The organism is Streptomyces sp. NPDC006512 (assembly GCF_040611935.1).
Taxonomy (GTDB): Bacteria; Actinomycetota; Actinomycetes; order Streptomycetales; family Streptomycetaceae; genus Streptomyces.
This window is the reverse complement of sequence record NZ_JBEXPG010000031.1, coordinates 1-14,151: the sequence shown is the minus strand read 5'-3', so window position 1 is coordinate 14,151 and position 14,151 is coordinate 1. Positions and strand designations below refer to the sequence as shown.

Below are 14,151 nucleotides of genomic sequence, written 5' to 3'. Positions count from 1 at the left end.
TTCACCGCCAGGGGCCGGTCACCGCGAAGGTGGTGCCGGGCGTGTAGGCGTTCACGAACATGGTCCGGCCGTCGGGGGAGAAGGTGACCCCCGCGAACTCCCCCCACTGGGGGTCCCCGGGCGTCCCCACGTCGTCCGCGTTCCGGGCCACCGGGTAGACGTCCCCGGCCGGCGTCACGCCGAACACGTACTGGTCCCCGCCACCGTCCTCGCACACCATCAGCCCGCCGTCGGGGGCCAGGCAGATGTTGTCGGGGGAGTCCCCGGGCAGCGCGGTCCCGGCCGCCGGGCCGAACAGCACGTCCAGCCGGAGCCGGCGCCGCGACGGATCGTAGAACCAGACCTGCCCCTGGTGGTCGGCGGCCGCGCCCTCGCGGCTGCGGGCGTAACTGGACACGAAGTACACGCCGTTGCCGTCCCAGTAGCAGCCCTCCAGCTTCTGCGCGTGGGTGATCCCGCGCGGCCCGAAGTCCTGGAGCCGGACCGGCGTCGTACCGGCCGAGGGGTCGGGTACGGGGACCCACTCCACCGGGAACTCGGCCCCGGGCCGGTCCACCGCAGCCAGGTCCGCGAGCCCGGGCACGCGCAGGGCCTCCAGCGCCCCGCCCGCCCGCAGGGAGCCGCGCCCGCCGAGGGGCCGGGCCGGCAGGAACCGGTAGAACAGGCCGAACGGCTCGACGAAGGCGTCCTCGGTCTCGTACACGACGCCCCGGTACGGGTCGACGGCGACGGCCTCGTGGGCGAAGCGCCCCAGCGCGGTCAGCGGCACCGCGCCCAGGCGGTGCGGCTCGGCGGGGTCGACCTCGAAGACGTACCCGTGGTCCCGGGCGTATCCGGCGGTGCCGGCCCGGTCCTCGGTCTCCTCGCAGCTCAGCCAGGTGTTCCAGGGGGTCCGGCCGCCCGCGCAGTTGACGGCGGTACCGGCGAGGGCGACGCGCTCGGAGACGGGCCCGCCCGCCGGATCCAGTTCCAGGACCGTACAGCCGCCCAGCGCCGCGGGATCGTAGGTGAGGCCGTCGACGGCCGGGACGCGCAGCGCGGCGGTGGTGCGGTTCTCGTGGTTGCGGACCAGCCGGATCCGGCCCCCGCCCGCGCCGAAGGCGGCCATGCCGTCACAGTTGCCCGGTACGGTGCCCTCGCCGGAGCGCAGTGGCTGCCCGGCGCGCGAGAGCACGCGGTACGAGAATCCGGCGGGCAGGTCGAGCAGCCCGCGCGGATCGGGCAGCAGCGGGCCGTAACCGCGGTCGGCGCGGGCGGGGGTACCGGTCGCGAAGAGCGCGCCCAGGGCCCCGCTGAAGGAGACCGCGCCTGCCGCCAGCAGGCTGCGTCGGGTGACGGACATCGGCAACTCCCCGCTGATCCGCTGGAGATGTGACCGGCCCGTGGTACCACGCCGTGCCCGCCCGGGGGCGGCGGCGCGTGCGCCGGCCCGCGCCCGTCACCCCACCGGGCCCGGTGCGGTGCGCACACGGGCCCGGCGGGTGGAGCGGCGGGGCCGCTCAGACGAGTTCGGCGCTCAGGGTGATCGTCGTACCCGTCAGGGCCTGGCTGACCGGGCAGTTCTTCTTCGCGTCCTCGGCGGCCGCGGCGAAGCCCTCCGCGTCGAGGCCGGGGACCTCGGCGCGCACGGTCAGGTGGATGCCGGTGATGCCCTCACCGGGCTGGAAGGTGACGTCGGCCTTGGTCTCGACCCGGGTGGGAGGGGTGCCCGCGCCGTCGAGGCCGTGCGAGAGCGCCATCGAGTAGCAGCTGGAGTGCGCGGCGGCGATCAGCTCTTCCGGGCTGGTCTTGCCGTTCGCGGCCTCGGCGCGCGAGGGCCAGGAGACGTCGAACGAACCCTGGCCCGAGGAGTCGAGGGTGACGACGCCGGAGCCCTTGAGGAGGTTGCCTTCCCAGACCGTGTGGGACGTGCGCGTGGTGGCCATGGTGGATCCCTTCGAAGACGTGGAAACGGCCGGGCCCCAGAAGCGCCCGGCCGTGCCAAACCTACTGGGCCACCAGGGGTTTCGCGTCACGGGCGAGCGCGGTGAGCCGCGATATGGCTCGGAAGTACTTCTTCCGATAACCGCCGTTGAGCATTTCTTCACTGAACAGCCGGTCGAAGGGGACTCCGGAGGCGAGGACCGGGACCTCGCGGTCGTACAGCCGGTCCGCCAGCACCACCAGGCGCAGCGCGGTCGACTGGTCGGGGACCGGGCCCACGTCGGTCAGGCAGACCGCCGCTATGCCGTCCGTGAGCGCGCCGTAGCGGCTCGGGTGCACCTTCGCCAGGTGGTCCAGCAGGCCCGGGAAGTCGTCGAGGCTCGCGCCCGGGGTCGCGTACGCGGCCTTGGCGACCTGCTCGTCCGTGAACGGGGCGGGGGCCTCGGGCAGGCCGCGGTGGCGGTAGTCCTGGCCGTCGATCCGCAGCGGCCGGAAGTGCGCGGACAGCCCCTGGATCTCGCGCAGGAAGTCGGCGGCCGCGAAACGGCCCTCGCCGAGCTTGCCGGGCAGCGTGTTGGAGGTGGCGGCGAGCGCCACGCCCTGTTCGACCAGACGGCTGAGCAGCGAGGACACCAGGACGGTGTCGCCCGGGTCGTCGAGTTCGAATTCGTCGATGCACAGCAGCCGGTGCCCGCCCAGGGTCTGCACGGTCTGCTGGAAGCCGAGCGCGCCGACGAGGTTGGTCAGCTCCACGAAGGTGCCGAAGGCCTTGAGCGCGGGTTCCGCGGGGGTCGCGTGCCACAGGGAGGCGAGGAGGTGGGTCTTGCCGACGCCGTAGCCGCCGTCGAGGTACACCCCGCGCGGACCGGCGGGGGCCGCCTTGGGGGCCTTGGAGAACCAGCGGCGCTTGCCGGAGCCGCTCGCGTGCGCGCCGCCCAGGCCGGCGGCGAAGCCGCTCAGGACCGTGACGGCCTCGGCCTGGCTCGGCTGGGCCGGGTCCGGGTCGTAGGTGTCGAAGCGCACCGAGTCGAAGCGCGGCGGCGGCACCATCTCCGCCACCAGCCGTTCGGCGGGCACGCGCGGTTCGCGGGCGCACAGGGCCAGCGGGCCCGCGTCGGCTATCGGGTGCCCGGAGGCAGAACCGGAGGTGGAGAGTGATGTTGACACAGCTCTTAACTCTACGGGGCGTGGCACACTGCACCGATGCGACGCCTGTTCCCTGTGACCGATCAGACATCAGCCCCGTCCCAGGACCCGGCCGGCCACGAGTGGTCGCTGGACGAGATCGCGGACGCCTACGCCTACCCCGAGCTCGCCCCCGGCGCGCACTGGCTGCGGGCGAACATGGTCTCCACCCTGGACGGGGCCGCCCAGCACGACGGGCGCTCGCAGCCCATCTCCGGTGAGACCGACATGCGGATCTTCGGCACCCTGCGGGCGCTGGCCGATGTGGTGGTCGTCGGAGCGGAAACGGTTCGTCAGGAGGGGTACCGTCCGGCCCGGGCGCGGGAGGCCTTCGCGGCCCGCCGCGAGGCGGCCGGGCAGGGGCCCGCCCCCGCCATCGCGGTGATCACCGCGAGCATGGACCTGGACTTCGGCCTGCCGCTGTTCACGTCCCCGCTGGAGCCGACCCTGGTGCTCACGGGGGCCGCCGCGCCCGCGGACCGGGTGGAGGAGGCCCGCAAGGCCGGGGCCGAGGTGGTCGTCGCGGGCGAGGGGGCCGTCGTGGACCCCGGCCGGGCGGTGCGGGAGCTGGCCGGGCGCGGGCTGCGGCGTCAGCTCACCGAGGGCGGGCCGAGGCTGCTGGGCCAGTTCGTGGCCGCCGACGTGCTGGACGAGCTGTGCCTCACGATCTCCCCGATGCTCACGGCGGGTGACGCCCAGCGGATCGCCGGCGGCCCCTCCGTCACGGTTCCGCACCGGCTCGTGCCGGCCCGCGTACTGGAAGAGGCCGGGTTCCTGTTCACGAGCTACCGTCGGATCTGACAAAGAGGCGGAATTTGTCGTTCCGCTTTGCTTCCGCCGGGCACATACCTGGGCACACATATCTGCGCAAGGCTCCGCGGGACAGCGGGGCAGGATGGTTTCCGCAGGGGCCGGCCGACCGGCCTCGGCCCATGAAGGAGAGGGCGTCCGTGTTCACGAGCGTATTGATGATCGAGCAGCCGCTGACCACGGTGGACGTGGACTTCGTCACCACCCTGCACGGAGACGACCAGGTCTCCTTCGTCGTCCTCATGCAACCCCGGGGCGACCAGGACCGACTGCTCCGTGCCATCGACGACGTAGCGCTCGGTGAGCTTCCCGAGGCCGTCCACGAGGGTGACGAACCCGAGGGGGACCAGGCCAGGGGGCCCGCGGCCGTGGCCCTCGAACACTCCCTGACCGCCCTGCGCGCGAAGGGGGCCACGGCCGCCGGCCAGATCGTCGAGGACCATCCCCTCGACAAGCTGAAGGCCGTCGTGGACGAGACGAACGCGGACGAGGTGATCGTCCTGACCGCCCCGCACTTCGTCGAGGAGTTCTTCCACCGGGACTGGGCCTCCCGGGCCCGGCACAAGGTCGGGGTTCCGGTGCTCAAGCTCTTCGCCCACAACGAATAGGCTGGGGCGGTCACACCGCACAGCCCCGCACACGACGCACCCCGCACACGATCCTGGAGCGACCTGAATGAAGCCCGGCCTGCCGACCGCGATGGAACGGCCCCACTTCATCGGCATCGGCGGCGCCGGCATGTCCGGCATCGCGAAGATCCTCGCGCAGCGCGGCGCGCGGGTGGCCGGCAGCGACTCCCGTGACTCCGAGACCGCCCAGGCGCTGCGCGCCCACGGGGCCACGGTCCACGTCGGGCACGCCGCCGGCCACCTCGCCGACGACTCCACCTGCGTGGTCGTCTCCAGCGCCATCCGCGCCGACAACCCCGAGCTCGCCCGGGCCGCCGAGCTCGGCATCCCCGTCGTGCACCGCTCGGACGCCCTCGCCGGCGTGATGGAGGGCCTGCGGCCCATCGCCGTCGCCGGTACCCACGGCAAGACCACCACCACGTCGATGCTGGCGGTCTCCCTCTCGGCGCTCGGCCTGGAGCCCTCGTACGCCATCGGCGGCGACCTGGACGCCCCCGGTTCCAACGCCCACCACGGCGACGGCGACATCTTCGTGGCCGAGGCGGACGAGAGCGACCGCAGCTTCCACAAGTACGCCCCGCAGGTCGCGATCATCCTCAACGCGGAGCTCGACCACCACGCGAACTACGCGTCGATGGAGGAGATCTACGAGTCCTTCGAGACCTTCGTCTCCAAGATCGTGCCCGGCGGCACCCTCGTCGTCGCCCACGGCCAGGCCGGCGCCGCCGAGATCGCCGCCCGGGTCGCGGGCAACCCCGGCCTCCAGATCGTCACGTACGGCGAGGAGGACACCGCCGACGTCCGCATCACCAAGATCACCCCGCGCGGTCTGACCAGCGAGGTCACCGTCGTCCTCCAGGACCGGATGCTGACCTTCACCGTCTCCGTCCCCGGCCGGCACTACGCGCACAACGCCGTCGCCGCGCTCGCCGCCGGCGTCGCCCTCGGCATCCCGGCGCACAACCTGGCCTCCGCCCTCGGCAAGTACACCGGCGTCAAGCGCCGCCTCCAGCTCAAGGGCGAGTCGGCCGGCGTGCAGGTCATCGACTCGTACGCGCACCACCCGACCGAGATGACCGCCGACCTCGAAGCCATCCGCGGCGCCGCCGGGGACTCCCGCATCCTGGTCGTCTTCCAGCCCCACCTCTTCTCCCGCACCCAGGAGCTCGGCAAGGAGATGGGCCAGGCCCTGGCCCTCGCCGACGCCTCCGTGGTCCTCGACATCTACCCGGCCCGCGAGGACCCGATCCCCGGGATCACCAGCGAGATCATCATCACCGCGGCCCGGAACGCGGGCGCCGACGTCACCGCCGAGCACTCCAAGGAGGCCGTCGCCGACGTCATCGCGGGAATGGCCAAGCCCGGTGATCTCGTTCTCACGATGGGCGCGGGCGACGTCACGGATCTGGGACCGCAGATCCTCGCCCGCCTGTCGAACTGAGGGAGCGGGAACGTCATGGCGTACGAGGTCCAGAAGACGGACGAGCAGTGGCAGGCCGAGCTGACCCCGTCCGAGTACCAGGTGCTGCGCCTGGCGGGCACCGAGCCGGCCTTCCGCGGCGAGTACACCGACACCAAGACGGAGGGCGTCTACTCCTGCCGCGGCTGCGGCGCCGAGCTGTTCCGCTCCACGGAGAAGTTCGAATCGCACTGCGGCTGGCCGTCCTTCTTCGACCCCAAGGACACTGAGGCCGTCGAGCTGATCGCGGACACCTCCCACGGGATGGTCCGCACCGAGGTCCGCTGCGCCACCTGCGGCTCCCACCTCGGCCACGTGTTCGAAGGTGAGGGTTACCCGACCCCCACCGACCAGCGGTACTGCATCAACAGCATCTCCCTGCGCCTCACGCCCGAGGAGCCCGCAGCGAGCTGAGGTGGTCCTCCAGGGTCCGGCGCGGGGTCCACCCCCGCGACCGGGCCCTGCCCACGTCCAGCACCACCGGGCGGGCCAGCTGGTCCACCGCGTACCGGCTCAGGAACGGCTCCGAGCCGCCGAGCCGCGCCGCCGACTCCGCCGCCCGGGCCACCGCGAACGCCACCGGCAGCGGCAGGTGCCGGATCCGGGCCCGCACCCCGTGCGCCCGCAGCACCGCCCCCACCGCCGCGTCCCGCCCGTACGGCTCCGCGTCCGCCACGTTGTACGCGCCCGGCGCCCAGCCGGCCGCCACCAGACAGGCGTCCGCCAGGTTCTCCACCGCCGTCAGGCTCAGCCGCACGTCCGGGCCCGGCAGCCACAGCGTCCCCGCCCGGACCTTGGACAGCAGCCGGGGCAGCAGCTGCGTGTCGCCCGGCCCGTAGACCGCCCTCGGACGCAGCACCACGGCGCCCCCGGCCAGCGCCAGCGCTTCGCCCGCCGCCTTCGTACGGCCGTACGCGTTCAGGTGCCCCGCCCGCGGATGGTCCTCCGTGACCCGCTCCCGCGACCGCCGCGGGTCGTACACGCTGGCGCTGCTCACCCACACCACCGGCCGCCCCGCCGCCGCCCGCAGCAGCCGCGCCGTACCGCCCTCGTTCACCGCGCGCATCGCCGCCTCCGCCCGCGAGCCCGGCGCCGGATCGCCCACGGCCGCCGCGCAGTGCACCACGAAGTCCGCACCCGCCAGGTCCGGCTCCTCCCGGGCCGCATCCCAGAACCGGTGTTCCCCCACCGGCCCCGGCCGACGGCCCACGCACACCACCGAAGCCCCCGCCGCGGCCGCCGACCGGGCCACCTGCCCGCCGCAGAACCCGCTCGCCCCCGTCACCGCGATCCGCATCCTCACGCCCCCGCCCGCACCGTCAGCGACCGCCAGCCGGGCAGCGCCGCCCGCCGGTCCACCCGCGCCCGCGTCACCACCGGACGGTACGGAGCCAGCTCCTCCAGTACGTCGCCCAGCAGGACGGCCGCCAGCCGCGCCCCGGGACACGCGTGCGGCCCCGCCCCGAACACCAGCCGCGCCGCCCCCGGCCCCGCCGGATCCCGCGCGTCCGGGTCCCGCCGGTGCGCCCCCGCCGCGTGCCGGGCCACCAGCACCAGCCGGTCACCGCCGCGCACCGGACAGCCGCCCACCGACCCGGCCGCCGCCGCCACCCGCGGCAGCACCGGCGAGGCCGCCGTCACCCGCAACAGCTCCTCCGCCAGCCGCGGCCGCAGCTCCGCGTCCGCCGCCTGCCCCCACAGGCCCGCGTCCGCACACCAGGCGACCGCCCGGGGCACCGCCGCCACCGTGGTGTTCACCGCGGCCACCGCCACCATCGAGGACAGCGCGTCCCCGCCCCCGAGCAGCGTCCGCAGCCGCTCCGCCTCCCGGACCGCCGCGGCCGCCGCCCCGGGGCGGGGCGGGCCCGGCAGGTGGCCGCGCACCGAAGCCGCCGCGGCCCGCGCCGCGGCCTCCGCCAGCGCCACCGGCTCCGCCTCCGACCCCAGCAGGGCGCCGGCCACCGTCCCGGCCGCCTCCCGCGCGAGCGCCACCACGTCCACCTCCCCGCCCCCGGCCAGCGGGGCGCACCCGCGCTCCAGCAACGGCCGCCACACCGGCCGGAGTTCCGCGATCCCCTCCGCGCCCAGCCGCCGCGCCAGCGACCGCCGGTCCGCGCGGTGCCCCGCGCCCTCCTGGTCGAACAGCACGTCCCCGGCCCCGCGCAGCGCGGCCCGCGCCGCCCCGCCCGTGGTACCCGCGGCCGCACGGTCCAGCGGCAGCCGGGTCAGCGCCTCGCGGTACGCGTCCGCGTCGTGCACCAGCAGCGTCCCGCCCAGCCGGCGCACCCCCCGCCCCCGGGTCGCCGCCAGCAGCCCGAACAGCAGCGGATGGCTGCGCAGGTAGACGAGGCGGTCCCGGCGCCGGGCCTTCGCGTGGCCGGTGGCCTCCGCACGGGTGGTGCTCATCGGACGTGGACCTCTTTCGTGTCGGCGGGCCGGTAACGCCGGTCCCAGTACCACAGGAGGGTGCGCCGGGCACCCCAGGACCGCAGCCGCCGCAGACTGTTCTCCACGACGAGCCGCTCGACCCGTACGATCCGCGCGCTGTGCTGCCGGGCCCGGTTGAGGAGCTCCACGTCCTCCGAACCCTCCTCCAGCGGCTCCCTCGGAGCACCGCCGCAGCGCAGGTACAGACCGGCGGTGATCCCCAGGTTGTGGCCGTGGCACAGCACGTACGGGGCCCGGTAGCACGGATCCCGGTGCGCGGCCCGGTAGCGCCCGTACAGGGACGTCAGCCGGACCAGCGCGGGCAGCAGCCAGGCCTCGGCGAAGCCGGGCCGCTCGTCGCGGCGCGGCACGCTGCGCCCGCACAGCATCTCGCCGCCGCGCCCGAACTCCGCCCGGGCGACGGCCGTCCAGTCCCGGGCGGGCAGACAGTCCGCGTCCGTACGCAGCAGCAGGCGCGCCCCGCCGCGCACCGCGTACCGGAAACCGGTGTCGGCGGCCGTCCCCGCGCCGGGCTCGGACTCGGAGACCAGCACCACCGGGAAGGGCGCCGACCGGGCGAACTCCCGTACGATCCGGGCGGTCCCGTCGGTGGAGGCGTTGTCGACGACCACCAGCGAGAAGCCGGTGTCGTCCTGGGCGGCGAGCGCGGCCAGCGTGGCCCCGATCGCCCGCTCCTCGTTGTACGCGGGCACGACCACCCACAGGTCCGGCCCGGTGTCCGCCTCCCGCGGGCCCCGGTGCGGCGCCCTCATCCGCGGCCCCGGCCCCGGCCCCGGCCCTGCGCGCCGGCCGTACCCCGCACGCCCAGCCGGGCCGCCGCCAGGGCCGAGGCCGCCGCCCGGTCCGGTTTGCGGGAGCGCCCCGACAGCGGGATCCGCGCGAACAGCAGCGCGTCCGGCCGGGCCGAGCCCATCCGCCGCAGCGGGCCCGACAGGGCGGCGCGCAGGGCCGGTTCGGCGACTCCGCGCCGCGGCTGGACCACCGCGACGAGCCGTTCGTCCCCGTCGCCCGCCGGAATCCCGACGAGCACGCCCAGCTCCACCCCGGGCACGTGCAGCGCGGGCTCGTACAGGCCCGGGTAGATGTTCTCCGCCCGCCGCAGCACCATGTCCTTGCAGCGGCCCTCCAGGACGATCCGCCCGGCCGGGTCCAGCCGCGCCCGGTCTCCCGTACGCACCCACGGATCGGGTTCCTCCCCCAGGTAGCGGTGCCGGGCCGCGGGCCCGGTCAGCAGCAGCTGACCGGCGTCGTCCCGGACGGCCCGCACCCCGGGCAGCGGGGCGCCCACCAGGTCACCGGCCCCCTCGAAGGCGGTCTTCTCCCGGGACTCCACCGCGGCCGCCGGGAACAGTTCGGTCAGCGCGTACACCCCCCAGGCCTCGTCCGCGCCCGCCTGCCGGACCCGGTGCAGCAGCCCGGCGCTCGCCGGAGCCGAACCCGTCCACACCCGGCCCGTGAACAGGGCCCCCGCGTCCAGGGCGTCCCGCAGCTGCGGCGGCGTCAGATAGGTGTCCTCGGGCCGCAGCCGCGCCAGCTGCCGGGCCAGCACCCGCGGCGAGCGGGCCGGCAGGGCGACCGGCGCCCCGCGGGTCAGGGCGGGCACGAGCACGAAGAACGTCCCGCCCAGCACCGGCGCGTCACCGCCGCCGGAGCCGGGCGCGAAGAGGGCGGACACCGTCTCCATGCCCGCGCCCAGCCCCGCCCGGCTGTGCACCACCGCACGCGGCCGGGACGTGGTGCCCGAGGTGAACACGATCACCGCGTCGCCGTCCGCGTCCCGGGCGGCCGGCACCCCGGTCCGGGGCGCCCCCGACTCCAGCGCGGGCGCACACCCCGGCAGCCGGCGGCCGACGGTGGCCACCGGCCCCAGACCGGACAGCTCCGGCAGCTCCAGCCCCGACCGGCGGGCCAGCGGCCGGGCCCACCCCGCTACCGCCTGCGCGGCCGCGTCGGCGAGCACCAGGCCGGGCCGGGCCAGCGCGAGCCGGGCCCGCAGCACCTCCGCCCCGGCCCCCGGGTCGAGGACCGCGCCGCGCAGCCCGAGCCGCCACAGGGCCAGCAGCACCGCAAGGGCGCGCGGCCCGGGCCGTACCGCCACCCCGACGGTGTCCCCGGCCCGCAGGCCGCGCGCGTGCAGCGCGGCGGCGTACGCGTCGGCCAGGTCGGCGAGTTCGCCCCGGGTGGCACGCACCCGGGTGGCGCCCGTACGGCTCGGGGCCAGGACCGCCGGCCGCTCGGGCCGGGAACGCAGCGCGTGTCCGAGCCGGTCCAGCATCAGCGCGGGTCCGTTCCGTGCGCGCCGCTGCCCTGGTCGAGGTACCAGCGGGCCGTGCCGGCGATCCCGTACGCCCTGATCCGGCGCGTGGAGTTCTCCACGACCATCGACCGGCAGCGGCTGATGCGGTCGGTGTGGCGGCGCACGGCGTTGAGGAAGAGCCGGTCCGTGGGGGAGGGGCGCCGGGGCATCCCGCCGACGGCCAGGTACAGCTCGGCGGTGATCGCCATGTTGTTCCCCGCGTGCATCCGGTACGGGGCCCGGTAGCCGTTGCGGCGGGCGTGCCCGGGCCGCAGCCGCCCGAACAGCGCCGCCACCGAGACCAGGCCCGCGAACACGGCCCGGCCGAGCGGGCCGTGCTCGTCGCCCCGCGCGACGATCCGCCCGCACACCAGCCCCGGCCGCTCCCGCAGCGCGGCCCGCGCCGCGCCCGTCCAGCCGGGCCGGGGCAGACAGTCGGCGTCCGTCCGGGCCAGCAGGCTCGCACCGCGCGCGATCGCGTACCGGAAACCGGTGTCCACGGCCGAGCCGACCCCCTTGTCCGGCTCCTCGATGACCTCCACCGGGAACGGCGCGTCCGCCGCGAACGCCCGCGCGATGTCCCCGGTGCCGTCCGCCGAGGCGTTGTCCACGACCAGCAGGGTGAAGTCCCGGTCCCGCTGCGCGGCCAGCGCCCGCAGCGTCCCGGCCAGCCGGAGCTCCTCCTCGTGCGCGGGCACCACCACCCACATGCGGGCGCTCACGACTTCTCCCAGACCATCGTCATGATGCTGATCCCGCCGCCGAGACCGACGAACAGCACCCGCTCGCCCGGGGCCAGTGCGGCGAACACCCGGTCCAGCTGCACCCCGATGCTCGCGCTCGCCACGTTCCCGAGCTCCGGGACCGTGACCACCAGCTTCTCGGCGGGCACCCCCGTCAGCTCCGCGAACCGCTCCAGGTAGGGCACCGTCACCTGGTGCACGAGCACCTTCGCGAAGCCGTCCCAGTCCGTGCCCGCCCGGTGCAGCGTCCGGTCGACGACCGCGGTGCCCACCTTCTCGAACACCCCGCGCAACTCGTGGCCGTCGCCCTGGAAGTACGTGTACGAGTCCCCCCGCGGGTGCCGCGAACCGCCGCCCGGGATGCCCCCGACCTCCCAGTGCTCCGAATGCGTCTCGGTGTCCACGTCGAGGATCCCGCCCCGCTCCACGGCCTCCACGACCACGGCCGCCCCGGCATCGCCGAAGGTGTAGCCCGCGAACCCGTCGCGGAACTCCGCGAAGTCCGCCGGAGCCTTCCGCACGGCCCGGCTCGGGGTCTCCCCGGTGACCACCAGGGCCCGGTGCGCCCGCCCGGCGAGGACCATCGTCCGGGCGAGGTCGATGCCGTTGACGAAGCTGTTGCAGGCGTTCGTCACGTCCAGGGCGTGGGCCCGAGAGCCGAGTTCGGCCTGCACGATGTGCGCGGTGGCCGGCTCGACCATGTCCCGGGACGCCGAGGCGAACACCAGCAGGTCCACGTCGTGCGGGGTCAGACCGGCGGAGTCCAGGGCCCGGCGGGCCGCGCCCGCGGCCAGCGTGGACGCGTACACCCCCTCGGCCGCGACGCGGCGGGAGACGATTCCGGTGGCCTTGGTCAGGATCCCCGGCGGCAGCGCGAGACCGCCGGGGCGGGCCACTTCCCGCTGGAGGTCGTCGGAGGTCAGGACGTCCCCCGGCAACAGGCTGCCGACGGCGGTTATCCCGGCGCGCGGAGGCGGATCACAGGGCTGAATGAGCATGCCCTCACGATGACAAGGCGGCCGCGCCGCGGCCTGAGTACGGATGCTCAGATCCCTTGCGGGGCCGCTGAGTAGGAGCCCCGGGCTCCGCCCGCCCGGTCCCACCGGGACGGCAGCACACCGGGCTGGCCGGCCGGCCCGGGGCGGGCCCGGGCCCGCCGCCGGGGGCGTTACGTGGCGGGCCCGTCCCGCTCGGGGTTCCGGCGGCGGGGGGTGATCCCGGCCCAGTCCGCGCCGGCCGGGCCGTCGGGGGCGGCGGCCGCGGTGCCGCGCTCCGGTGCGGGGGCGGGCGGGAGCCGGCGGCGCCCGGTTCCGGACAGCCGGGCGCGCAGCCCGGCGCGCAGCCGGGCGAAGGGCTTCGGGCGGCACCAGGCACGGAACTCCTCCGCCCGGCGCCCGCCGAGCCCCGCCAGTTCCTCCTCGGCTTCGGCGAGCGCCGCGGGCGGCAGGTCCCGTACGGCGGCCCGGAGCACGCCGGACAGCAGGTCCTCCCGGGTCTCCTGCCAGCGCGGGCCCGCCTGCGGATGCGAGGACCACACGGCGAAGCAGCCCGCGAGGTAGCGCGGCGAACGGCGCAGCAGCTCCCCGACCCGGGGGTCCCGCGCCGCCTGCCGGTACGCGGCCAGCAGCGCGGCGTCCTCGCTGTCGATCAGCGCCCGCACCGCGGCCGGGTCGGGCGGGTCCGGCGCCAGCAGCCGGGCGGCGGCGAGCGCGAGGGCGTGCTCCCGGGTCCCGGGTCCGGGTTCCCGCGGCGGGGGAGCGGCCTGCCGTACGGGGGCGGGCGTCGCCCCGGCCGCCGCCGGCGTTCCGGTCCGGGCAGGGGTTCCGGTCCCGGCCGCTGCCTCCGCCGTCGCCCGCAGGGCCTGCCGCAGCCGGTCGGGGAGTTCCGCCCCGAACCGGTCCAGGACCTCCCGCGCGAGGTCCGCCGCCGTCGGATCCCCCGCCGGGGCCCGGGTCGCGGCCTGCGCGAGCAGCTCCCAGGTGCCCGCGTCCCGGTGGACCGGCGCGCCCGTCGTCGCCAGCACCAGCAGGGCCTCGTCCGCCCCGGGCGGGTCCCCGTCCCACACGAGCCGCATCCCCGTGCGCAGCACCAGCGGTTCGGCGTACAGGGAGACCCCGCAGGCCCGGAGCAGGGTGTCGAGGGCGACGACCCGGTCCGGCTCGTCCCGCGTCACCTCGGCGGCCCGCGCGCACAGGCGCAGGTGCGGTACCGCCTCCGCGGCCCCCAGCCGCAGCCCGGTACGGGCGAACAGCCGGACCCCGGCGGGCGGATCGCCCGCGGCGAGGGCGTCCAGCCGGTCGAGTACGAGGACCCGGAGCGCGGGCAGCTCCGTCAGCCCGGCCCGTACGTCCTCCCCGTACGCCCGCCGCGGATCGCCCAGCAGCGCGAACGCCAGCTTGCGGGCCACCTCCGGCAGCGGCGCGGCCGGGTCCGCCCCGAGGGCATCGGCCACCCGTGCGAGGCGGCCACCCGCCCCTTCCGGGCCGTCGCCTGCGACCGGACCCGCCGCGGGCAAGGCCGGGCCGGGCGCGCCGGCCGGGCCCGCCGCCTCGCGCCGTACGCCGCCCGCGGCATCCCGGTGCCCGGCGGCTTCCAGCGGGCCCGCCGCCCGCTGCGGCGGGCCGCCGTCCGCACCCGGCGCCGACGGGCCCGGCCCGG

Annotated in this window: 14 protein-coding genes; 4 read left to right on the top strand and 10 right to left on the bottom strand. The window is 76.2% G+C overall.

Translation table 11 applies throughout. The features are described from left to right. Nucleotide 1: 1 nt before the first annotated feature. The 3 genes from ABZZ17_RS22205 to zapE all read right to left on the bottom strand — a co-directional run bounded on the left by ABZZ17_RS22205 (nt 2) and on the right by zapE (nt 3,090). On the bottom strand, nt 2–1,342 hold the full coding sequence (locus ABZZ17_RS22205) for an alkaline phosphatase PhoX (RefSeq protein WP_356878027.1): 1,341 nt from the start codon (nt 1,340–1,342) through the stop codon (nt 2–4). A 157-nt stretch (nt 1,343–1,499) separates the two neighbouring features. Then, nucleotides 1,500–1,925: an OsmC family protein gene (locus tag ABZZ17_RS22200; RefSeq protein WP_356878026.1), complete on the bottom strand. Its 426-nt coding sequence runs from the start codon at nt 1,923–1,925 to the stop codon at nt 1,500–1,502. Nucleotides 1,926–1,986: 61 nt separating this feature from the next. After that, entirely contained in the window at nt 1,987–3,090 is a 1,104-nt protein-coding gene (gene zapE, locus ABZZ17_RS22195) for a cell division protein ZapE (RefSeq protein ID WP_356878025.1), read from the bottom strand. A gap of 36 nt (nt 3,091–3,126) precedes the next feature. Between zapE and ABZZ17_RS22190 the strand changes: the two genes are divergently transcribed. The 4 genes from ABZZ17_RS22190 to msrB all read left to right on the top strand — a co-directional run bounded on the left by ABZZ17_RS22190 (nt 3,127) and on the right by msrB (nt 6,420). After that, complete coding sequence (locus tag ABZZ17_RS22190) at nt 3,127–3,909, top strand: pyrimidine reductase family protein (protein ID WP_356878024.1); 783 nt, start codon at nt 3,127–3,129, stop codon at nt 3,907–3,909. Nucleotides 3,910–4,058: 149 nt separating this feature from the next. Beyond that, nucleotides 4,059–4,526 (top strand): indole-3-glycerol phosphate synthase, encoded by a 468-nt coding sequence (locus tag ABZZ17_RS22185; protein ID WP_356878023.1) that lies wholly within the window; start codon nt 4,059–4,061, stop codon nt 4,524–4,526. Nucleotides 4,527–4,593: 67 nt separating this feature from the next. Continuing rightward, nucleotides 4,594–5,988 (top strand): UDP-N-acetylmuramate--L-alanine ligase, encoded by a 1,395-nt coding sequence (gene murC, locus ABZZ17_RS22180; RefSeq protein ID WP_356878022.1) that lies wholly within the window; start codon nt 4,594–4,596, stop codon nt 5,986–5,988. A gap of 15 nt (nt 5,989–6,003) precedes the next feature. Beyond that, nucleotides 6,004–6,420, top strand: coding sequence for a peptide-methionine (R)-S-oxide reductase MsrB (gene msrB, locus ABZZ17_RS22175; protein ID WP_356878021.1), 417 nt, complete (start codon nt 6,004–6,006; stop codon nt 6,418–6,420). Here the strand turns inward: msrB and ABZZ17_RS22170 are convergent. The 7 genes from ABZZ17_RS22170 to ABZZ17_RS22140 form a co-directional block, all read right to left on the bottom strand. Next, nucleotides 6,392–7,303: an NAD-dependent epimerase/dehydratase family protein gene (locus ABZZ17_RS22170; RefSeq protein WP_356878088.1), complete on the bottom strand. Its 912-nt coding sequence runs from the start codon at nt 7,301–7,303 to the stop codon at nt 6,392–6,394. The two genes, msrB and ABZZ17_RS22170, sit on opposite strands and share 29 nt — an antisense overlap. Nucleotides 7,304–7,305: 2 nt before the next feature. Beyond that, the gene (locus ABZZ17_RS22165; RefSeq protein ID WP_356878020.1) at nt 7,306–8,412 is read right to left on the bottom strand and encodes a cytochrome P450; all 1,107 of its coding nucleotides are present in this window, start codon (nt 8,410–8,412) and stop codon (nt 7,306–7,308) included. Continuing rightward, complete coding sequence (locus ABZZ17_RS22160; protein ID WP_356878019.1) at nt 8,409–9,206, bottom strand: glycosyltransferase family 2 protein; 798 nt, start codon at nt 9,204–9,206, stop codon at nt 8,409–8,411. The genes ABZZ17_RS22165 and ABZZ17_RS22160 overlap by 4 nt, the downstream gene beginning before the upstream one ends. Further along, complete coding sequence (locus ABZZ17_RS22155; protein WP_356878018.1) at nt 9,203–10,729, bottom strand: class I adenylate-forming enzyme family protein; 1,527 nt, start codon at nt 10,727–10,729, stop codon at nt 9,203–9,205. Before ABZZ17_RS22155 ends, ABZZ17_RS22160 begins: the two co-directional genes overlap by 4 nt. Then, entirely contained in the window at nt 10,729–11,472 is a 744-nt protein-coding gene (locus ABZZ17_RS22150) for a glycosyltransferase family 2 protein (protein ID WP_356878017.1), read from the bottom strand. The genes ABZZ17_RS22155 and ABZZ17_RS22150 overlap by 1 nt, the downstream gene beginning before the upstream one ends. After that, nucleotides 11,469–12,491 (bottom strand): 3-oxoacyl-[acyl-carrier-protein] synthase III C-terminal domain-containing protein, encoded by a 1,023-nt coding sequence (locus ABZZ17_RS22145; RefSeq protein ID WP_356878016.1) that lies wholly within the window; start codon nt 12,489–12,491, stop codon nt 11,469–11,471. Before ABZZ17_RS22145 ends, ABZZ17_RS22150 begins: the two co-directional genes overlap by 4 nt. A gap of 170 nt (nt 12,492–12,661) precedes the next feature. Then, nucleotides 12,662–14,151: GTPase-associated protein 1-related protein (locus ABZZ17_RS22140; protein ID WP_356878015.1), on the bottom strand; the 1,490-nt coding region annotated here is incomplete at its 5' end.